Origin of the sequence: Rheinheimera sediminis, assembly GCF_004005375.1 — a bacterium.
In the GTDB taxonomy this organism is placed as follows: Bacteria; Pseudomonadota; Gammaproteobacteria; order Enterobacterales; family Alteromonadaceae; genus Pararheinheimera.
Window position 1 is genome coordinate 137,124 of record NZ_RZUF01000011.1, and the last position, 20,562, is coordinate 157,685.

Consider the following 20,562-nt stretch of genomic DNA (forward strand, 5'->3'; position numbering starts at 1 on the left):
TATCCTTAAAGCAAATCTGCTAAAACCAATTTATCGTCCTGCAACCCGATGCAAGCCGACTTACCCCAATATTCGCCTTGCAGACTGTCACTGAGCCAGTAACTTCCGGCTATGGAGATCAGTTCAGCTTCCAGCTTGTGACAAAACACGCGTTTTTGACTATCTCCGGCAGCTCCTGCTATGGCCTTGCCACGCAGCGTACCGTAAATATGTATATTTCCATCAGCTATGACTTCAGCGCCGGCACCTACAGTACCACGGATCACTAAGTCTGCACCTTTGGCATAAATTTGCTGGCCAGAGCGAATATTCTGCTCTACCACTTTGGTTTCCATCACAGGAGCAGCCACTATTTCAGTTTTGGCTTCAATTTCTTTTGTTTCTTTAGCCGGTGTTTTGCTCTTACTTAGCTGGAGTGCCGCTAAACCCGCGGCCTGAGCTAGTTTTTTCAGTTCAGCTGAAGCACCACATACGCCGACCAACACCAGATCAAGTTCTTTAAATACTTCAGTAATGGCTTCAAAATCAGGAGCTTGAGTAACAGACTCGACATTAATCACCACAGGTGCGCGGTAGAAAAAGGCAGGAGCTTGCGCCAGTTTTTGTTGCAGCTGAGCTTTTACCGCAGCTGCAGACAGGTCCTGACAATACAACACAGACAGTGGGAACAAACTGCCTTTTAATTCAAAGGAATGATCAGACATAGCTCAAAATGCGCACTTTATTATTTGTTTAATGACGGCAAAAATTCGTGTCAGCCTTTATTCGCTTGGTACGCAAGGCTGGTGCTTCATGTTATAGTTTGCGCCCCTGTTAGGCAAGTTAGTCAGAGTAGTTTTTGTCCTATGTTATGTGTTGTTTATAAAAGTCCTAAACTGGACCAAACCTATTTGTATGTATTGCGCCGCGATGATTTTAGCGCTGTACCTGAAGCCTTACTTAAAACCTTTGGTAAACCTATGCTGGTCACGCTGATTAATCTGGCGACCAAAAGCAAATTAGCCCATGCCGATATCGACAAAGTCAGACATCAACTGACAGAGCAGGGCTTTTATTTGCAGTTACCTCCGCCACCTGAAGATTTGCTCAAAGCGCATAAAGAGAGCCAGCAAAACAAGGAGTAGTAAATGAAGTTCACTCAAATCGCTGTTATTGTTGCCAGCAGCTTGTTATTGGCTTGTACTAATACTGTGTCTGGCAAAGCTCAGGTTACTGCAGAAGCTGTAAAAACTGAGTCTAGTGTGACAACACAAACCAAAGCCCCAGTGACGTCTCAGGTTAAAACTGCCAGTAAGGTCTCAACAGCAGTGCCCGCTCAGACTGCTGTAAATAAAGGCAGTTTTGAAAGCTACGCAGCCTCTTTAAAACAGGAAGCCTTACAAAAAGGCTATGACCAAACTTTGGTTAACGAGGTTTTTGCCAGTTTAAGGCATTACCAGTCTGCTGTGGTCGCTGATAAAAAACAGCCTGAATTCACTGAAACTTTAGATACCTATTTGCCTAAACGAGTCAGCAAACAGCGCATAGCTTTAGCCCGTAAGTATTACAAAGAACATCACAAAGAGCTGGAAGCTATAGGCCAGAAATATGGGGTGCAACCTCGTTTTATTGTGGCTTTATGGGGGCTGGAGAGCAGTTTCGGTAAGATTATGGGCAACTACTCTGTGCCCTCAGCTTTGGCCACTATGGCTTATGATGGTCGCCGTGAAGCTTTTTTTAAATCCGAGTTTTTTCTGGCGTTAGATATTCTGCAGCAAGGCCATGTCAAATTAGCCGATATGAAAGGCTCATGGGCAGGAGCTATGGGGCAAAGCCAGTTTATGCCCAGTGCTTTTATGTCCTATGCTCAGGATGGCGACGGCGATGGTCATATTAATATTTGGCAAAGCCGCACTGACGCTTTTGCTTCTATCGCCAATTATTTAAAAACCCGTGGGTGGGACAATAGCCAAACCTGGGGCAGGGAAGTCAAAGTCCCAAAGACCTTTGATTTCTCTTACGTCATCCCAAAAGGCAGCAAAGACAGAACTCAGTGGCTGGAATGGTGGGCTAAATCAGAACGCTCTTTAGCGGCATGGCAAAGGTTAGGGGTTCGCACTACCGAAGGCAAAGCATTGCCTGCGCGTGATTTAAAAGCTGCTTTGGTGATGCCGGATGACGAACAAGGCCGGGTGTATTTGGCATACAGCAACTACCAGACATTAATGCACTGGAACCGCTCTTATTATTTTGTTACCAGCGTAGGTTATCTGGCTGATTTAATAGTGGCTGAGGATAAAGCATGAGTTATCAGCATATAGATCAACAGGGCAATATTATTGATTTGCCCTTAGGAAAAGTGCTTTGTATAGGTCAAAATTATCACGACCATATTGCTGAGATGAACAGTAAAACTGCACCAGAAGCCTTGTTTTTTATTAAACCAAACACTGCTGTGGTTGATATCAATCAGCCTTTTCCTATCCCAGAACAGTTGGGGGCAGTGCATAATGAAACTGAACTGGCAGTGCTGATAAAAGCTCCTGTAAGCAAAGTCGCTCCGGATCAAGTACTCGGAGCTGTCTGGGGTTACGGTTTGGCGCTGGATTTAACGCTTCGGGATCAGCAAAAGAAGTTAAAAGAATTGGGACGCCCATGGGAAATTGCCAAAGGTTTTGATGGCGCTTGTCCTGTGTCTGGTTTTATTCCCACAGAGCAACTGGGTGATGTACAGCAGTTGCAGTTCAGTCTGAAGGTGAATGGTGAGCTTCGTCAGCAAGGTGATACCTGCATGATGATTCGCTCAGTCACGCAAATTATCAGCGAGTTGTCGCAGTTTTTTACCTTGTTACCAGGCGATCTGGTACTCACAGGCACACCTGCAGGTGTAGGGCCACTTTATAGCGGCGATCAGTTAGAATTAACTCTGGCGAACAAGCTACATATTAAGACGTCAGTGCGCTGACAGAGAGGTTGAAGTGTTAACAGCAAAATTCTGGGAAACAAAAAGCCTGGAACAAATGACAATAGAAGAATGGGAAGCTGTTTGTGATGGCTGCGCCAAATGTTGTCTGAATAAATTTATTGATGATGAAGACGAAGAGGCTGAAGGCCCAACCGATTACATCAAGCCGGATGAACAAATCCATTTTACTAATATCGCCTGTCGGTATCTGGACAGCCATAAGTGTGCCTGTACAGTGTATGAGCAACGCACAGTGCTGGTGCCTGATTGTGTGAAGCTGACGCAGGACAACTTAAAAGACATCTTTTTTATGCCAAACAGCTGCAGCTATCGCCGTTTGCATGAAGGTCGTGGTTTACCGTCCTGGCACCCACTGTTGAATAATGGCAAAAAAAGTCTGATGCATAAAAAACAGATGTCAGTGCGCAATAAAACCATCTCAGAAGACGAGGTCGATATGGAGAAATTTGAGGACCATATTGTCACTTGGGCTATTAATGATTTGGATTAGCCAGTTTCAGCCTAAATTCAGTTGCAGTAGTAAGACTTATATTTTTGATAAAGGATGGTGGTTGTGCAAGAAGCTGTGCAGATAATGCATCATTTTAAAGAGTTAATGGCTAGTTTCAGCCCTGCTATAGTTCAGATGGTGATCAGCTCGGTCATCATCTTGATTTATATAGTGTTAAGTCGTCGTATTGCGCCTTTTGTTTATCGCACTATAGCTGCCAGCGTGTTAAAAGATGAAATGAACCGCCGCGCTTTAGTGGTGTTTCATATATTGCTGTTTTTACTGCTGGTTGTTGTTCTGAGTGTGGTCTGGGGCATCGACATCAAAGGTTTGCTGGTTCTCGCCTCTTCAATGATTGCAGTGATTGGTGTGGCGTTATTTGCCGCCTGGTCGCTGTTGAGTAATATCACCGCCTTTTTTATTATGCTGGGTCAGCGCAATTTTGCTCCAGGGGTGGATGTCAGAATTTTAGATGGGGCTAATCATGTTGAAGGTAAAGTGATGGAAATCAATTTATTCAGCACCGTGTTACTGACAAAAAACAACGAGCAAATTGTCTATCCGAATAACCTGATTGTGTCGCGCCCTGTAATAGTGCAGCAGCATCAACTCAAAGTAGATAAGAATAAAATCGTCAACAGATGGCGGCGTAGGCAGCCTGATCCCCGATAACCTGAAATTGAGATCAGTTCACATTGTTAACAGTTAACCAGGTGAACTGACCTCATTTGTATTAATCTGGAAGGCGCAAGGCATCGCGGAACTTATCCACCCACATAGCAGTTGCGCCACAAACCGCTACCGGCATAATCAGTAAATTAATCAGTGGTACCAAACTTAGCAGATACACACTGATACCAAAGGCGTAACTGGTTTTCCACTGCAGTTTTAACGCTTTGCGCATGGTGTCAAAAGGTACTTTGTGGTTATCAAAAGGATAATCACAATACTGAATCGCCAGCATCCAGCTGCAAAACAAAAACCAAAGCAACTGGCCTATGCCTGGCAGGATAAAAAACAGCAGTAAAAAGCCAATGGCGCGGGGCAGGCAGTAGACAAACTTTTGCCATTCACGTCCCATCATCCTGGGTACATCTTTTAAAAAAGCGGCCAGGCCTTGGTCTGGCAGGGGCTGGCCCGTTAAATACAACTCGGTTTTTTCTGCCAGTAAAGCGTTAAAAGGAGCTGCGATAAAATTAGCCACCATGGTAAAGGTTAAAGCTAACCCCATCACGATAGAAAACAGCGCCAGAGGCCAGACTAAAAAGCCGATAAAGCTCAGCCAGTCCGGCAAAGTGGCCACTACCTGATTAACCCAGCCACCAAGCTGACTCAATAAATAAACAAAGGCCAAAGCAAACAGCACCAGGTTGATACACAGCGGCACCACTACATAACGTTTTAAGCCTTTGACCCGAATTAAGTTCAGGCCCTTCATCAGATAGTGCATAGATCCAACTCCTCTCCTACGAATAGGGCGAGCATATAGGCCATGTATATGAGCCGCAACATAAAATCCGTAAGCAACTTTTTCAGCGCCTTGATACAAAGCGGCCGTGACAGCGGCCCTGCTGTTCTGTTACATTCACTTTTGTTAACAAAACCACGGTCTTATTGTTCAGGGACAGATGCGTCTTAAGCAAATTAAATTAGCGGGTTTTAAATCCTTCGTTGATCCTACCCAAGTGGCTTTTCCTGCTGCTATGACGGCTGTAGTGGGCCCAAACGGCTGCGGTAAATCTAACGTCATTGATGCTGTGCGCTGGGTTTTGGGCGAAAGCTCGGCGAAAAACCTGCGTGGTGATGCGATGACAGACGTGATTTTTAACGGCTCAACGCAGCGCAAACCCGTGTCTCAGGCCTCCGTTGAATTGATGTTTGAAAATACCCAAGGCCGACTGCAAGGCACGCTGGCTGATCGCAGTGAAATAGCCATCAAACGTTTAGTGACACGGGATGGCCAGTCGAATTATTTCCTCAATGGCACTAAATGTCGCCGTCGCGATATCACCGACATATTTCTCGGCACAGGCTTAGGCCCTCGCAGTTACGCCATTATCGAACAGGGCATGATTTCGCGGCTGATTGAATCCAAGCCTGCTGACTTGCGTATTTTCATCGAAGAAGCGGCCGGTATTTCCAAATACAAAGAACGCCGGCGCGAAACCGAAAACCGTATTAAACATACCCGCGAAAACCTGGACCGTTTATCTGATGTGCGGGAAGAACTGGGCAAAAACCTCGATAAGCTCAAACGTCAGGCAGCTGCTGCAGCGCGTTTTAAAGAACTCAAAGCCCAAGAGCGTAAGCTCAAAGCCGAATTGGCCTGTGTGAAATGGTTACACTTTCATGGCTTGCTACAAAAAACTGAACTGGATATTCAGCACAAGCTGACCGAAATAGAGCAGTTTCAGACCGCTCAATCTGGTGATCAGTTGCTGGTGTTGCAATTAAAAGAGCAGCAACAGGATTTACGTGCTGAGCAGCAGCAAGTGCAGCAGCAGTATTATCAGATCGGCAATCAGATCACCCGTCTGGAGCAGCAACAACTGCATCAACGTCAGCGTCGCCAAAGCCTGACCGATGAACTGCGCTCATTGCAACTGACCTTGCACGAAGCCGACTCTTATATGGCGCAGCAGCAGGAGCAACTGGCAGAACTCGAGTTGCAACTTGAAAATGCGGCACCGGATACTGAACTGAAACAAGAGCAGTTTGAAAGCCTGACCGAACAAGCGGAACAGGCACAGGAACAAATGCTGCATGCTCAGAGCGCTTTACAACAGTGGCAGCAGCAGTTTTTTGTCTTGCAACAACAACAGCAACAGAATCAGTTAAAGGCACAGCACTGCCAGCAACAACAGCAGCAGTTACTTCACCGTATCAGTCAGCTCCAGCAAGAACTAACACAATTAGACAGTGTGGTGGACTCGAAAGCCACAGAGTCACTTCAAGCCAAACAGCACGAAGCACAGCAGCAACTTGATGCAGTACAACAGCAAGGCTTTGAGGCAGAGCAGCATTATCAGGCATTGCAACAAGCTCTGCAGGAACGCAAACAACAGCAACTGGTGCGGCAAAGCGAATTAAAGCAGTTGAAGAGTCAGCAGGATAAACTCAATCAAGTTCAGCGGCAGGTGAATCAGCAGCAACAGCAGTTATTAAAGCAGTTAGAGATTGAGCCCAAATGGGCTAAGGCTGTCAGCCAGGTGTTGGGAGAGCTGCAGCATGCGACCACAGCAGAGCAGGGCCTTGACCAAAGTTATGTCTCGCCAACTAAGCTCAGTGCCCAGACCGGTTCTCTGGCCGCAGTGATACGTGCAGGCTTTTATCCGGACTCTTTTCATAGCGTGTTGCTGGCCGATAACATCGAAGATGCCAAAGCCAAACAACAGCAGTTGCAGCCACAACAATCGGTAATTTGTCCTGAAGGCATTTGGTTTGGTGGCAACTGGCAACTGGTACCTGGGCAAGCGGCTTCGGATAATTACTTAACTCGACAACAGCAATTGCTGGAACTGGCTGAACAAATCCAGCAGCTAGAACAGCAGGTAGTGGCAGATCAGCAGCAACAAGTGCACTCCGACGCTGAACTTGCCAGTAGCAAGCAGCAGTGGCAACAGAGCCAGCAGCAATTGCAGCAGACAAAAGATCAGCTGCAAAAAATCAGCACTGACCTTTTATTACTGCAACAACAGCAGCAATTACAGCAGCAAAGACGTTTACAGGCATCCACAGAGCTGACAGCACAGCAGCAGGATTTTGCAGTGTTAAGTCTGCAGCTTGATGAGCTTGAGCAACAAGCTGAAGCTTTGGATGAACAGTATCAGGCGCAAAAGGCCAAAGAATGGCAGTTGCAGCAGCAACAAACGCATAGCCAGCAACAGCATCAACAACTGAAACAACAGCAAGACGCGGTGCGCCAGCAATTGCAACAGCTGCAACTGGAACAACAAAGTGCGCAAAAGCAGTTAAGTTTCAGCCAGCAGAATTTACAGCGTAGTCAACAGCAACAGCAGCAACTGCAGCAGCGCCATCAATTAGTACAGGAACAACTGGCCGAAGTATCAGAACCTGACGCTGAGCAACATGAAACTTTACAGTTATTGTTGGAACAACGGGCTGAAGTTGAACTTTTAGTCCAGCAAAAAGCCGAAGCTTTACATCAACTGGACGACAAGCTGCGTCAGGCCGAACAAGGCCATCAGGGCGTAGCGCATGTATTAACGCAAAAGCAAAAAGAACTTGCCGATGTCCAGTTAAGTGCCGAAGGCTACCGTGTTCGTGCCAACAATATGTTGGAGCAGCTGACAGAGTTGCAGGTGAACTTGAAAGAGCTGAGTGAAACTTTGCCTGCCGAAGCGAACGAGCAGGAATGGCAGCAGCAACTGGAAAAAGTGCAGGATTCAGTTTCACGTTTAGGGCCTATTAACCTGGCGGCTATTGAAGAGTTTGAACAGCAAGACCAGCGTAAACAGTATCTGGATGCACAGCATCAGGATTTGGTTTCTGCATTAGAAACTCTGGAAACAGCTATTCGTAAGATTGACCGTGAAACCCGGCAGAAATTTAAAGAAACTTTTGAGCAAGTTAATGAGGGACTGCAAACTTTATTTCCAAAAGTCTTTGGTGGAGGCAGTGCCTATCTTGATTTAACCGAAGAAGATCTGTTAGAAACAGGTGTAACTATCATGGCGAGGCCGCCAGGGAAAAAAAACAGCACAATTCACTTACTCTCGGGTGGTGAAAAAGCGTTAACCGCTTTATCATTGGTGTTTTCGATTTTTCGATTGAATCCAGCACCTTTTTGTATGTTGGATGAAGTTGATGCACCTTTGGATGATGCAAACGTCGGCAGATTTTGTAATCTGGTGCGTGAAATGTCTGAAACTGTGCAATTTATTTATATTAGCCACAATAAAATTGCCATGGAAATGGCTGCACAATTAATGGGGGTGACCATGCAAGAACCCGGGGTATCCAGAGTTGTGGCTGTAGATGTGGAAGATGCTGTGAAAATGGCACAAGCCTAAAAACTAAAAGGTAAAAGAGATGGCTGAGGAATTACGTTTAGTGCTGATTGTTTTGGGTGTATTGGGTATCAGTGCTTTGGCTTTACACGGCTGGTGGACTGTTCGGAAAAATAATAAGGATAGCAGCAATTACGATGTAGAAGCGTCTGCAAGCTCAGCAAGCCGGGGCGATGGTTTTGACGAATTGGGCATAGGTCGTAAAAGAGTTCTGCAACCAGGTGAAAAACCGCAGCCGAAACCTACGCCTACGGTGGCCCCTAAAGCGAATAAATTGCGTGAGCCGGTAAAAGTTCGTCGTGAACCTGAGTTAAACGACTCAGCTTTGGATATGGGCAGTTTTTCTGCTACAGACGAACCTTATGCTGAGGCCGTCGCTGAAGAGCAACAAGCCGCTTACGATGCAGAGAAAAATCAGACTGCTCAGGCGCCTGCAAACGAAGTGCTGATCCTCTATGTATTGCTGCCAGAAGGCGAAGAGATTAACGGTTCGTTGTTACTGCCATTATTACTAACCCTTGGCTTTAAATATGGCGAAATGAATATTTTCCATCGTTTCCAGGATAATGCAGGCTCGGGTGAAGTATTGTTTTCACTAGCCAATATGTTTAATCCTGGCACCTTCGATTTAGAAGAAATGGAAAAAATGAATACCCGTGGTTTAAGTCTGTTTATGACCTTGCCAGGACCTGGCGAAGCCTTACAAAACTTTAACCTGATGCACAGTGCAGCGAAAAAACTTGCCGATGAATTTGGTGGTCAGGTACTGGATGGTCAACGTTCCGTGTTGACAGTACAAACAGTGCGGCATTATGTAGAGAAAATTCGTGAGTTTCAGCGTCAGCGCCTGATCCACGGTTAATATGTACCCGCTATCGAGCAGGCCCCGTTTTCGGGGCTTGTTCATTTTTAGATGAAAGATTTTAGCTTTTAAGTGCCCGAGTAAACCAAATGAACCAAGCTATCCAACAACGTCTGCAGCAACTTAAAGATCAATTGGCATTCCATAATCATCAGTATTACGTGCTGGATAACCCAAGTATTCCGGATGCCGATTATGACCAGTTGTTTCAGCAACTCCAGCAGATCGAACAACAGTATCCGGAGCTGGTAACTCCAGACTCACCAACGCAACGGGTTGGTGCAGCTCCTCTGAGTAAATTCGGCCAAATCAGCCATCAAGTGGCCATGTTGTCGCTGGATAATGCTTTTGACGCAGATGACTTCACCGCTTTTTACAAACGAATGGCAGACCGTATTGATGCGAGCCGTGACTTTGAATTTTGCGCCGAACCTAAGCTGGATGGTTTAGCCGTCAGTATTCGTTATGAACGAGGGGTATTGGTTCAGGCTGCCACTCGTGGTGATGGTTTTACCGGTGAAGATATTACCGCCAACGTCAAAACCATTCGTGCTGTGCCACTGAAGTTACAAGGCGAAGTTCCTGCTGTGCTGGAGGTTCGTGGCGAAGTCTTTATGCCTTTAGCAGGTTTTGAGGCGATGAATGACAAAGCCAGAGCTTCGGGCGATAAAGTCTTTGCTAATCCTCGTAACGCCGCAGCTGGCAGCTTACGTCAGTTGGACCCGAAGATCACTGCCACTCGTCCTTTGATGTTTTATGCCTATGCGGTAGGCGCAGTGGAAGATGCAGCCCAACTGTTAAACAGTAAAAGCCATTATGCCCGTTTGCAGCAACTTAAAGGCTGGGGTTTACCTGTGTGCCCGGAAATTCGCCATGTTACAGGGTTGCAGGCAGCCTTGGATTATCAGCAAAGCATACTGGTTAAACGTGCCGCTTTGCCTTACGAAATAGATGGCGTGGTACTGAAAGTGGACGACCTGGCTCAGCAACAAGCTTTAGGTTTTGTCGCTCGCGCACCCCGCTGGGCTATTGCCTTTAAATTTCCGGCTCAGGAAAAAACCACCACTTTACTGGACGTGGAATTTCAGGTCGGTCGCACCGGCTCTATTACGCCTGTTGCGCGATTAGAGCCTGTGTTAGTAGGTGGTGTGACGGTCAGTAATGCAACTTTGCACAACCAGGATGAAATTAACCGTCTGGGTGTCAAAGTAGGCGATACAGTGATAGTACGCAGGGCAGGGGACGTGATCCCACAGATTGTTTCTGTAGTGCTGGAAGAACGGCCTGACAGCGCGCGTGACATCCTGTTTCCAACACTTTGTCCTGTCTGTCAGTCCAGCATAGAAAGGGTTGAAGGCGAAGCCGTAGCACGTTGCACAGGCGGTTTGTTTTGTGCTGCGCAGCGAAAAGAAGCGCTGAAACATTTCGTTTCACGCAAAGCCATGGATATTGAAGGTTTAGGCGACAAGATCATTGAACAGTTGGTAGATCAGCAATTGGTTAAAACCCCAGCTGATATTTTCCGGCTGGATATGCCAGCTTTAGTTGGCCTGGAGCGAATGGGCGAAAAGTTGGCGCTTAAGTTGCTGAAGTCCATAGCGGATTCTAAACAAACTACCTTGCCACGTTTTATTTACTCGCTAGGTATTCGTGAAGTAGGGGAAGCGACCGCACTTAATTTAGCCAGCCATTTTGCCGCCCTGGATGCTGTGCAGCAGGCTAGTGTAGAGCAACTGCTAGAAGTGCCGGATGTCGGTGCTGTGGTGGCAGGAAACATCCAGCATTTTATGGCAGAAGAACATAACGCCGCTGTAATAGCTCAGCTGATTGAAGCTGGTATTCACTGGCCCGTCATCGAAAAGCAGCAACAAGGTGAACAGCCTCTGGCTGGACTCACGCTAGTTCTAACCGGTACGTTAACCAGCATGGGCCGGGACGATGCGAAAGAAAAATTACAGCGTTTAGGTGCCAAAGTATCAGGCTCTGTTTCTGCCAAAACTTATGTTGTTATAGCGGGCGACAACGCCGGCTCTAAGCTGGCTAAAGCCACTGAACTATCGGTACCTGTCTGGACTGAGCAACAGATGCTGGATCTGTTTTTACAACACGGATTGAACTGATATGTCGCAGTTCTATCCTTTATTGGATAAGTATGGCCTGACAAGAATACCACTGCGTTTTTACGCTGTGCTGTTGTTAGTGCTACGGCCTTATATTCTGTGGATTTTAGTCTTAACTATGCCAGAGGGCGGCGATAAACTACTGGCTGCTGTTTACCCAAAAAGTAATGATTTTTTAATAGCCTGCCTTATTTGTGCGCCTATATTGCTGGTGGTAGCCGCATTGAGCCAGCGCAAAGATAAAGGGCATCAGGGCTGGTTTAAACTATGGCGTCAAAGCCGTTGGATTATGCTGGCCGTTGTTGCTACCGATCTGGTGCATAGCCTCAGCCATTTGCCCAGTTATGTCATGCTTAAAGCGCCATGGTTACTGATTTCGCCCCTGTTGCTGGGGCTGAGTTTAGTGTGGCTGCTGACAAATACTGTTTTGAAGCAGGTTGTCACTGAGTGGCCTTAAATGGCCATTTTCTGCTGGCTTTGCAGCTGCTGCCATCTTTTCTGTTGCTCTTGGTTGAGCCTGGATTTGAGTACTGTGTCTTGGCATTCCATTCGAAGTAGGTCTGTCTGAATGCTTGGATCAATATTGTCTGTTGAACTCAATGATTGCAGCAAATTTAAAGCGATGCCTGCGTTGCCAGGCATAATCTGAAAAGCCTTAATGAACGCATGCAGAGCCTGATGCCTTTGGCCTTTGCTGTACATCAAAACTGCATTGTTGTTGAATTCCCTTGGCCCCATAGGGAGGGTCTCACGCTCCTGCAGCTCTTGCCGGAGGTAGTTAACAAAGACTGGATCCGCGTTTTTCAGCTTGGTTGTATCTTGGTTCAGCTGACGCAATAACTCACGTGAACTGCTCAACATGCCGACTTCGTGTAACGCTTTCGCTTTATCGAGGATATCTTCAGGCTCTTGCCCCTTCGAGTTTTGCTCTAACCCCAGCAGCAACTTTTTTGCCTTGTCTGCCTGATCTTTCAAATAATAAATCCGTGCTTGAACTACTACTTGTTGTTCTTCCTTGCGCTGATCAGGAAACAATTGCCGCATATTGTTTAAGCTCTCATTCGCCACTTTGGACAGTCTGTTGGTCTGCTCCTCTTCGTTTACACTCAAAGCGTAATCAACGGACGCGCGAGCCAGATTCAGATACAGATCCGGTTGTTCATACACAGAATAACGAGCAAAACGCACCAAATCTTTTGCAGCTTTAAACTGCAGCTCGTAATCATGAGTTAAACGCGACAAGTGCATCAGTTTTTGCTGGCGTATCAAGTTTCGTGGAGCCATGTCTGCAGCTTGCAGCAGCTCAGACTGAGCTTTTTTATACATTTGTTGGCGCAGATGTATATCTGCCAGTAAATCTAAAGCGGCCAGCTTCATTTCTGCTTTGAGTAGAAGAGGCTCCAGTAAAAAAACAGCCTCGGAGTAATTCTCACTTTGAATGAAACAGCGAGCCAACCCCAGGTTTACCCACAACAGAGTATCGTTGTGCCTCAAGCTGTTATAAAACTGCTCAGCATCCGACCAACGCTCTGCTTTCACTAATATCTCGCCCTTCATTTTAAGTAGCATGAAAGTGTATTTACTGTGATAGCCCTGCTCCAGCCACTGCTGCAATAAGGCTAAGGCAGGCTCGGTTTTGTTCTGATCCATCAGGCTATACAAAGGACGGAATAAATTTTTACGCTGCAATGTGCGGTCAATGCGGAACTTCAGATCTTTGATGGCAAAAGGCTTCACCATAAATTCATCGGGTTGTAGTTCTAAAACGCTATGTACCAGGCTTGGGTCTGTTTCGGCGCTTATAAAAATAAAACCAGTACTGTACCGAAATAAATTACGAGCTTTAAGCTCCTGATACAGCTGGTAGCCATCTTTGCCATTTAAGTTAAAGGAGCAAATAATCAAATCAAAGATTTTGTTCTGACATAAAGTTAAAGCCGCAGCTGAGTTTTCAGCGTAGTGGAAACTAGAATCACCTAAGCTTTCCAGTGCATACCGCAGATAATTCTGAGTTAAAGGTTGTTCATCTATAACCAGTATCTGTACGTCCTTGTTAATTTTTACTGTCATTAATCAATCAGATACCTATTATCATTTCTTTCAAATATAGCCATTAAAACCACAAAACGCTGTACTATTTTTAAATGAATTCAATAAGTAAGTTTTTTCTGATTTAGGAAAGCTATAAATAAATGAAAAATTCTAAATATATAAAGATTAAAGTGAATAAAAACAGAAGCTTAGGTTTTTTTAGTAATGGCACAGCAAATGAGGTGACGGTAGCTTAACAGCCAGAAGAGTTAGTCTAAAAAAATAGTGGTGGATGCTAGTGGCGTTAATCAGCTGCAGGATCTTCTTTGGAAAGGGTGGCGATACACTCTTTAAGAATATGGTGGATGCTACTGGGTTTAATCAGCCGGAGCCTCTTCTTTGTAAAGGGTGGCGATGCACTCTTTAAAGAGATGGTGGACGCTAGTGGGTTTAATCAGCCGCAGCCTCTTCTTTGTAAAGGGTGGCGATGCACTCTTTAAAGAGATGGTGGACGCTAGTGGGTTTAATCAGCCGCAGCCTCTTCTTTGTAAAGGGTGGCGATGCACTCTTTAAAGAGATGGTGGACGCTAGTGGGTTTAATCAGCCGCAGCCTCTTCTTTGTAAAGGGTGGCGATGCACTCTTTAAAGAGATGGTGGACGCTAGTGGGTTTAATCAGCCGCAGCCTCTTCTTTGTAAAGGGTGGCGATGCACTCTTTAAAGAGATGGTGGACGCTAGTGGGTTTAATCAGCCGCAGCCTCTTCTTTGTAAAGGGTGGCGATGCACTCTTTAAAGAGATGGTGGACGCTAGTGGGTTTAATCAGCCGCAGCCTCTTCTTTGTAAAGGGTGGCGATGCACTCTTTAAAGAGATGGTAGATGCTGGTGGGTTTAATCAGCCGGAGCCTCTTCTTTGTAAAAGGTGGCGATGCACTCTTTAAAGAGATGGTAGATGCTGGTGGGTTTAATCAGCCGGAGCCTCTTCTTTGTAAAAGGTGGCGATGCACTCTTTAAGGATATGGTGGATGCTACTGGGCTCGAACCAGTGACCCCCGCCTTGTAAGGGCGATGCTCTCCCAGCTGAGCTAAGCATCCTGGGTTTTCCGTTTTACATCACTTCGAAGAAGGAGATGGTGGATGCTACTGGGTTCGAACCAGTGACCCCCGCCTTGTAAGGGCGATGCTCTCCCAGCTGAGCTAAGCATCCTGGGTTTTCCGTTTTACATCACTTCTAAGAAGGAGATGGTGGATGCTACTGGGATCGAACCAGTGACCCCCGCCTTGTAAGGGCGATGCTCTCCCAGCTGAGCTAAGCATCCTGGGCATAACAACATGACTACAACGATTTAAGCATCTTTTGGATAATTTCAAATAGATGGTGGATGCTACTGGGATCGAACCAGTGACCCCCGCCTTGTAAGGGCGATGCTCTCCCGGCTGAGCTAAGCATCCATCGTGTGGTCGGCCGTCATTATAGGGGGCTCGGTTTTTGTGTCAATAATATTTTTAGTTTTGTGAACTGTATGCTGTAAAAGTAGCCAGTTAAATCTTTTGCTGCATCACAGCTTGGGCCGTGCAATCGCAGCCTTGCGTTGGTACAATAGCGCCCAATTTTTTGGCCTTCAATGGATTTTTTATGTCTATAGTTACTCGTTTCGCGCCAAGCCCTACAGGTTATTTGCACGTTGGTGGCGCCCGTACAGCCTTATACAGCTGGCTGCATGCCCGCAAAACCGGCGGTACTTTTATCCTTCGTATTGAAGACACCGATTTAGAGCGTTCGTCGCAGGAATCTGTGGATGCCATTTTAGAAGGTATGGAATGGTTAGGTCTGGATTACGATGACGGCCCTTATTACCAAACCAAACGTTTTGATTTGTATAAAGAAGTGGTCGCTCAGCTGTTAGCTGAAGGCAAAGCTTACAAGTGCTTTTGTACTGTTGAAGAAGTGGACGCCATGCGCGAAGCGCAAATGGCTGCGGGTGAAAAACCAAAATACAACGGCATGTGGCGCGACCGTACCGACCACCCAACCGACAAGCCTTATACCATTCGTTTTAAAAATCCGCTGGATGGCGTAGTGGTGATTGACGATTTAATCAAAGGCCGCATTGAAATTGCCAATGCGGAGCTGGACGATTTAATCATTGCCCGTAGTGACGGCACACCAACTTATAACCTGACGGTAGTGGTTGACGACTGGAAAATGGGCATTACTCACGTTATTCGTGGTGATGACCATGTCAACAACACTCCACGTCAGATGAATATTCTGGCCGCTTTAGGTGCTGAACTGCCGAAATACGCTCATGTGCCTATGATTTTAGGTGACGACGGCAAACGTTTATCCAAACGTCATGGTGCTGTAGGTGTGATGCAATACCGTGACAACGGTTTCCTGCCAGAAGCGCTGATCAACTATTTAGTGCGTTTAGGCTGGTCGCATGGCGACCAGGAAATTTTCAGTAAAGAAGAGCTGGTGCAGCTATTTGACTTAAGCGACTGTAACCGTGCTCCTTCGGCTTTTAACACCGACAAGCTGGTGTGGTTAAACCAGCACTATATGAAAACTCTGGCGCCAGACTACGTTGCTACCCATTTAGCCTGGCATGTGGCCGATCAGAAGCTGGATATCAGCACTGGCCCGGCGCTAACTGAACTGGTGAAAGTGCAGGCTGAGCGGGTGAAAACCTTAAAAGAGCTGGTTGAAGTCAGCCGTTATTTCTACGAAGACTTCAGCGAGTTTGAAGAAAACGCTGCGAAGAAACACCTGCGTCCTGTGGCAGCAGAGCCTCTGGTTGCTGTTCAGGCTAAACTGGCAGAGCTGACTGACTGGTCGGTTGAGGCTTTACACAAAGCCATTAACGATGCAGCTGAAAGCTTAGGCTTAGGTATGGGCAAAGTTGGCATGCCTTTACGTGTCGCAGTCACAGGCGGTGGTAACTCACCTGCGCTGGATGCAACGCTAGCACTGATTGGCAAAGATCGGGTGTTAAAACGCATTAGCATGGCGCTGGAATACATCAGCAACAGAGCTGAATAACCATCCGTAGGGGCGACCTTAAGGGTTGCCCGTCTCTGGTTAAATGCGATGCCGGAAATGGGGTATCCCCGCCAGCCTCGTGTCAAAATCTGCTTTAGCAAGGCTGCATTCATTTGCAGCTGTCAAAATCATTTTCATTTTTTAAGAAGGGTTATACAACATGCGTTTAGTTGTCGCTTTGTCTGCAGTACTGTTGTGTTCAGCAGTATCTGTGCAGGCACAGGATTTTCAGAAAAAACATGGCGAAGCCGAAGAAACTATACCGCCTTGGGGTGGTGATGTCGAAGTAGGTGTGGTGTTGAGTCGTGGCAACACGGAAGCGACAGCTGTGCGTACTAATGCCGAATTAAAACACGAGCTGCAGGATTTCCGTAACAAATACTTTATCCAAACTTTGTTACAACGAAATACTCAAACGAACAGCGCCACTGGGGAAAAAGAAGACAATACCACAGGTCAGCGTGTTGGTTTAACGGCACAAAGTAACTACAAATTTTTCCGCTCAGACAGCAGTTTGTTTGGTCGTGGTGCTTATTTAAATGATCGCTTTGGTGCTTTCCGAGAGCAATCCTCGGTGGCTGTGGGTTATGCCAATCGTTTGTATGAAGAAGGACAGAACTACTTAGATTTTGAAACTGGTCCTGGTATGGCATACGACAAACCGTCAGAAGGCGAAAGTAACTCGGGTATGATTTGGTACGCCGCAGGAAACTTTGAATACCACTTCTCTGAAACCAGTAAGTTTAAACAAACTCTGGAATACGCTATTTCGTTAGATGGTCATAACACCAGCTACACCAGCCGCAGTGCAGTCACAGCTCAGATTAATAACCAGCTGGCTTTACGTTTAAGCCTGAATATCAAATACGATTCAGATGTAGGTGTGGATAAGAAAAGCACAGACTCTGAAACAGCCGCTTCAGTGGTGTATTCGTTCTAAACAATTGGAAACAATTGGGGTCAGGCCTTGAATGTTGAATTTTAATTCAAGAAACAATTGGGGTCAGGCCTTGAATGTTGAATTTTAATTCAACATTCAAGGCCTGACCCCAATTTAGTTAATGCAGAACTCGGGCGCGCAAGGTCCCTGGAATCGACTTCAACTCGTTCAGGGCGAGTTCGTGGTCCAGTGAATCTATGTCTATCACCACATAACCAATTTCAGCATTGGTTTGTAAATACTGACCCGAAATGTTGATGCCATGTTTGGCAAAAGCTTCGTTGATTTTGGTCAGCATACCAGGTTGGTTTTTATGGATATGCAGTAAACGTGAGCGGCCTTTGTGTTCTGGCAAGGAGACTTCAGGGAAATTCACGGCTGACAAGGTAGAACCGTTGTCGCTGTATTTCACCATTTTACCTGCCACTTCAAAGCCGATATTCTCCTGTGCTTCCTGGGTAGAACCACCAATATGTGGCGTCAGGATCACATTGTCGAATTCGCGTAGTGGGCTGATAAACTCTTCATCATTGCTGGTCGGTTCTACCGGGAATACGTCAATGGCAGCGCCGGCCAGTTTTTTCGCTTTCATCACTTGGGCTAACGCATCGATATCGACCACAGTGCCGCGTGAAGCGTTGATCAAAATGCTGCCTTGTTTCATCAGATCCAATTCAGCTTCGCCGATCATATTTTTGGTCTGAGCCGTTTCAGGCACATGCAAAGTCACTACATCTGACGTTTTAAGCAAAGTGCCAAAATCGACTTGTGTAGCATTACCTAACACCAGCTTGTCTTCGATATCGTAAAACTGCACACGCATACCGATGTTTTCCGCCATGATACTCAGCTGAGTACCAATATGGCCGTAGCCAATAATACCTAAGGTTTTACCACGGGCTTCAAATGACTGAGTTGCAGTTTTTTGCCATTCTCCGCGGTGAGCCGCAGCATTACGCTCTGGAATACCACGCAGCAGCATAATGATTTGGCCTAACACCAGCTCAGCTACAGAGCGGGTATTGGAAAAAGGCGCGTTAAATACTGGGATACCACGCATCAGGGCAGCGTCTAAATCCACCTGGTTGGTGCCGATACAGAAGCAGCCAACAGCAGCCAGTTTAGTGGCCGCATCCAACACTTTTTCGGTCAGTTGGGTGCGTGAACGAATACCAATAAAATGCACGTCACGGATTTTTTCAATCAGTTCAGCTTCATCCAAAGAGGTTTTCAGATACTCAATGTTGCTGTAACCCTGATTCTTAAAGCTCTGCACCGCACTTTGGTGCAAACCTTCCAGTAACAGGATCTTGATCTTGTCTTTGGGCAGCGAAAATTTTTCCATTTTACTTCTCTTTAACTTGTTGCAATTTAAATTCAGTCCACAGGATCCCAGCTCTAAGTAATTGGAGTTGCAGCGCGACGAGTAGGGGCTGGGTTTATCCCTGCCCGTTTTTTCTGCTGCGGCTTCAAGTACGACGAGCTTAATTTAGTACTAAAGTACCTTGGGCTGTTCCTACTAAAACGATATCTGCCGCGCGACGGGCAAAAATACCGTTGGTAACTACGCCAACCAGGTTGTTTATTTGTTGTTCTAATTCTTCTGGCTCTGTAATACTAAGGCCATGCACATCTAAAATAATATTGCCGTTGTCTGTGACGACGTTTTCACGCCAGACCGGGCGACCGCCTAATTTCTCCAGCTCACGGGTGACATAAGCACGTGCCATTGGAATGACTTCAACAGGCAAAGGAAATGTGCCGAGTACATCCACTTGTTTGGTTTGATCGACAATACAGACAAACTTTTCGGCCACAGCTGCGACAATTTTTTCACGGGTCAGAGCTGCGCCACCGCCTTTAATCATATGGTTTTGCGGGTTAATTTCGTCGGCACCATCTACGTAGACGCCAAAACTTTCCACCTCGTTTAAGTCCAGTACAGTAATGCCTAAAGCACGCATTTTTTCAGTCGATTGCACTGAACTGGAGACTGCACCTTTGATCTGATCTTTGATAGTGGCCAGCGCATCAATAAAGTGATTGACGGTGGAGCCAGTGCCGACACCAACTATAGTGCCTGGAGAAACGTAATCTAATGCGGCCCAGGCAGCATTCTTTTTCATTTGATCTTGAGTCATGTGGGTACCAAAAAATTCAGCAGCGTTTAGCCATACAGATGGATAGTAGCCGAAAAGGGGGATCCGGCAAAAGGGGCAAAAGGAAAAAGAACTTAAAGAATTGTGACTGTTTACTTATTGTTCACTAAAACTGCAAAAACGGCTTGGGGTGCAAATCGCTGGAAGTGGAATATCCCAGGCTTCGATTGGCACTGCATCCACTTGCTGGCAATCATGGGCTAAGCCGATGAATGCTGGTTTTTTCGCGTCAGAGCTTTTCGTAGGAGAGTTAAGTTGGCTCAAGGTTCTGTCATAAAAACCGCCACCCATTCCTAAACGCTGTCCCTGACCGTCAAACGCGACTAAAGGCGTAAATATCAGATCCAGTTGGCTGACAGGGCATAACAAGCTGCAATTCAGCTCCGGTTCGCCAATGCCAAACTGGTTGGATTTTAATAAGCTGTCAGGGCTATATAGCTGAAAAACCAAATAACCAGGTACAACAGGATGCAATAACGGCAGGTATAAAGTTTTGCCTTGTTGCCATAAGGCCTGAATCAAAGGGGTCGTATCTAGCTCACCGTCATTGGTCAGGTATAAGGCGATGTGCTGAGCTTGTTGTACTTCAGGGCGAGGCAGTAATTGTTGCACCAAATTCAGGCTGGCCTGGTGCTGCTGTGCTGCAGACAAAGATCGGCGCAAACTGCGAATATGGCTGCGAAGCTGTTGGCGTGACGTCAAAACACTGAACCTGAAAATCAAAGATAAGTTGGACTATAAAACAGAAAGGGTTAGCTGCAAAGGTTTTGATTTTCAGGCGGGCGGGTACAAGACCCGCCCCTACAATTTCCATCCACACCGCGTTTAAATAGACGCAAGGAAAGAAACAAAGGATTGAGCCAAAGTCTTTGGAGTTGCAGCACGACGAGTATTTGTAGATGTATGGACTCCCCTCCCTGAGAGG

General features: G+C 46.3%; 17 protein-coding genes and 4 tRNA genes. 11 read left to right on the forward strand and 10 right to left on the reverse strand.

Going from position 1 to position 20,562, the window contains the following annotated elements:
* Positions 1-5: 5 nt before the first annotated feature.
* Positions 6-704 (reverse strand): septum site-determining protein MinC, encoded by a 699-nt coding sequence (minC, locus tag EMM73_RS09300; protein ID WP_127686167.1) that lies wholly within the window; start codon positions 702-704, stop codon positions 6-8.
* 141 nt (positions 705-845) lie between these two features.
* On the opposite strand from minC, the gene EMM73_RS09305 reads away from it, so the two are divergent.
* The 5 genes from EMM73_RS09305 to EMM73_RS09325 all read left to right on the forward strand — a co-directional run bounded on the left by EMM73_RS09305 (position 846) and on the right by EMM73_RS09325 (position 4,127).
* Positions 846-1,124: a YcgL domain-containing protein gene (locus EMM73_RS09305; RefSeq protein ID WP_127686168.1), complete on the forward strand. Its 279-nt coding sequence runs from the start codon at positions 846-848 to the stop codon at positions 1,122-1,124.
* Between the two features lie 3 nt (positions 1,125-1,127).
* A complete protein-coding gene (locus EMM73_RS09310; RefSeq protein ID WP_127686169.1) occupies positions 1,128-2,285 on the forward strand; it encodes a lytic murein transglycosylase in 1,158 nt (385 codons plus the stop codon).
* On the forward strand, positions 2,282-2,944 hold the full coding sequence (locus tag EMM73_RS09315; protein ID WP_127686170.1) for a fumarylacetoacetate hydrolase family protein: 663 nt from the start codon (positions 2,282-2,284) through the stop codon (positions 2,942-2,944). Before EMM73_RS09310 ends, EMM73_RS09315 begins: the two co-directional genes overlap by 4 nt.
* Before the next feature lie 13 nt (positions 2,945-2,957).
* On the forward strand, positions 2,958-3,455 hold the full coding sequence (locus EMM73_RS09320; RefSeq protein WP_127686171.1) for a YcgN family cysteine cluster protein: 498 nt from the start codon (positions 2,958-2,960) through the stop codon (positions 3,453-3,455).
* Positions 3,456-3,518: 63 nt separating this feature from the next.
* On the forward strand, positions 3,519-4,127 hold the full coding sequence (locus EMM73_RS09325) for a mechanosensitive ion channel family protein (protein WP_261373373.1): 609 nt from the start codon (positions 3,519-3,521) through the stop codon (positions 4,125-4,127).
* Between the two features lie 61 nt (positions 4,128-4,188).
* On the opposite strand, the gene cysZ is transcribed toward EMM73_RS09325, so the two are convergent.
* Positions 4,189-4,905 (reverse strand): sulfate transporter CysZ, encoded by a 717-nt coding sequence (cysZ, locus tag EMM73_RS09330; protein ID WP_127686172.1) that lies wholly within the window; start codon positions 4,903-4,905, stop codon positions 4,189-4,191.
* Positions 4,906-5,083: 178 nt separating this feature from the next.
* On the opposite strand from cysZ, the gene EMM73_RS09335 reads away from it, so the two are divergent.
* The 4 genes from EMM73_RS09335 (at position 5,084) to EMM73_RS09350 (ending at position 11,924) form a co-directional block, all read left to right on the forward strand.
* Positions 5,084-8,488 carry an AAA family ATPase gene (locus EMM73_RS09335; protein ID WP_127686173.1) on the forward strand — a complete coding sequence of 1,135 codons (3,405 nt, stop codon included), beginning with the start codon at positions 5,084-5,086 and terminating at the stop codon, positions 8,486-8,488.
* A 19-nt stretch (positions 8,489-8,507) separates the two neighbouring features.
* Positions 8,508-9,347 carry a cell division protein ZipA gene (gene zipA / locus EMM73_RS09340; protein ID WP_127686174.1) on the forward strand — a complete coding sequence of 280 codons (840 nt, stop codon included), beginning with the start codon at positions 8,508-8,510 and terminating at the stop codon, positions 9,345-9,347.
* An 89-nt stretch (positions 9,348-9,436) separates the two neighbouring features.
* Complete coding sequence (gene ligA, locus EMM73_RS09345; RefSeq protein ID WP_127686175.1) at positions 9,437-11,467, forward strand: NAD-dependent DNA ligase LigA; 2,031 nt, start codon at positions 9,437-9,439, stop codon at positions 11,465-11,467.
* Position 11,468: 1 nt separating this feature from the next.
* Positions 11,469-11,924 carry a DUF2919 family protein gene (locus tag EMM73_RS09350; protein WP_127686176.1) on the forward strand — a complete coding sequence of 152 codons (456 nt, stop codon included), beginning with the start codon at positions 11,469-11,471 and terminating at the stop codon, positions 11,922-11,924.
* Here EMM73_RS09350 and EMM73_RS09355 read toward each other — a convergent pair.
* The 5 genes from EMM73_RS09355 to EMM73_RS09375 all read right to left on the reverse strand — a co-directional run bounded on the left by EMM73_RS09355 (position 11,921) and on the right by EMM73_RS09375 (position 14,947).
* The gene (locus EMM73_RS09355; protein ID WP_127686177.1) at positions 11,921-13,537 is read right to left on the reverse strand and encodes a response regulator; all 1,617 of its coding nucleotides are present in this window, start codon (positions 13,535-13,537) and stop codon (positions 11,921-11,923) included. The genes EMM73_RS09350 and EMM73_RS09355 overlap by 4 nt on opposite strands.
* A gap of 977 nt (positions 13,538-14,514) precedes the next feature.
* Positions 14,515-14,590 (reverse strand) — tRNA-Val (locus EMM73_RS09360).
* 36 nt (positions 14,591-14,626) lie between these two features.
* Positions 14,627-14,702: transfer RNA gene (locus EMM73_RS09365), tRNA-Val, on the reverse strand.
* 36 nt (positions 14,703-14,738) lie between these two features.
* Positions 14,739-14,814 (reverse strand) — tRNA-Val (locus EMM73_RS09370).
* Between the two features lie 57 nt (positions 14,815-14,871).
* Positions 14,872-14,947 (reverse strand) — tRNA-Val (locus EMM73_RS09375).
* 184 nt (positions 14,948-15,131) lie between these two features.
* On the opposite strand from EMM73_RS09375, the gene gltX reads away from it, so the two are divergent.
* Together gltX and EMM73_RS09385 are read left to right on the forward strand one after the other, a co-directional pair.
* Positions 15,132-16,538 (forward strand): glutamate--tRNA ligase, encoded by a 1,407-nt coding sequence (gene gltX / locus EMM73_RS09380; protein WP_127686178.1) that lies wholly within the window; start codon positions 15,132-15,134, stop codon positions 16,536-16,538.
* Positions 16,539-16,698: 160 nt separating this feature from the next.
* A complete protein-coding gene (locus tag EMM73_RS09385; RefSeq protein ID WP_127686179.1) occupies positions 16,699-17,478 on the forward strand; it encodes a DUF481 domain-containing protein in 780 nt (259 codons plus the stop codon).
* Positions 17,479-17,596: 118 nt separating this feature from the next.
* Here EMM73_RS09385 and serA read toward each other — a convergent pair whose 3' ends face one another.
* The 3 genes from serA to EMM73_RS09400 form a co-directional block, all read right to left on the reverse strand.
* A complete protein-coding gene (gene serA / locus EMM73_RS09390; RefSeq protein WP_127686180.1) occupies positions 17,597-18,823 on the reverse strand; it encodes a phosphoglycerate dehydrogenase in 1,227 nt (408 codons plus the stop codon).
* Between the two features lie 139 nt (positions 18,824-18,962).
* On the reverse strand, positions 18,963-19,619 hold the full coding sequence (rpiA, locus tag EMM73_RS09395; RefSeq protein WP_127686181.1) for a ribose-5-phosphate isomerase RpiA: 657 nt from the start codon (positions 19,617-19,619) through the stop codon (positions 18,963-18,965).
* Between the two features lie 114 nt (positions 19,620-19,733).
* On the reverse strand, positions 19,734-20,339 hold the full coding sequence (locus tag EMM73_RS09400) for a 5-formyltetrahydrofolate cyclo-ligase (protein WP_127686182.1): 606 nt from the start codon (positions 20,337-20,339) through the stop codon (positions 19,734-19,736).
* Between the last annotated feature and the right edge of the window lie 223 nt (positions 20,340-20,562).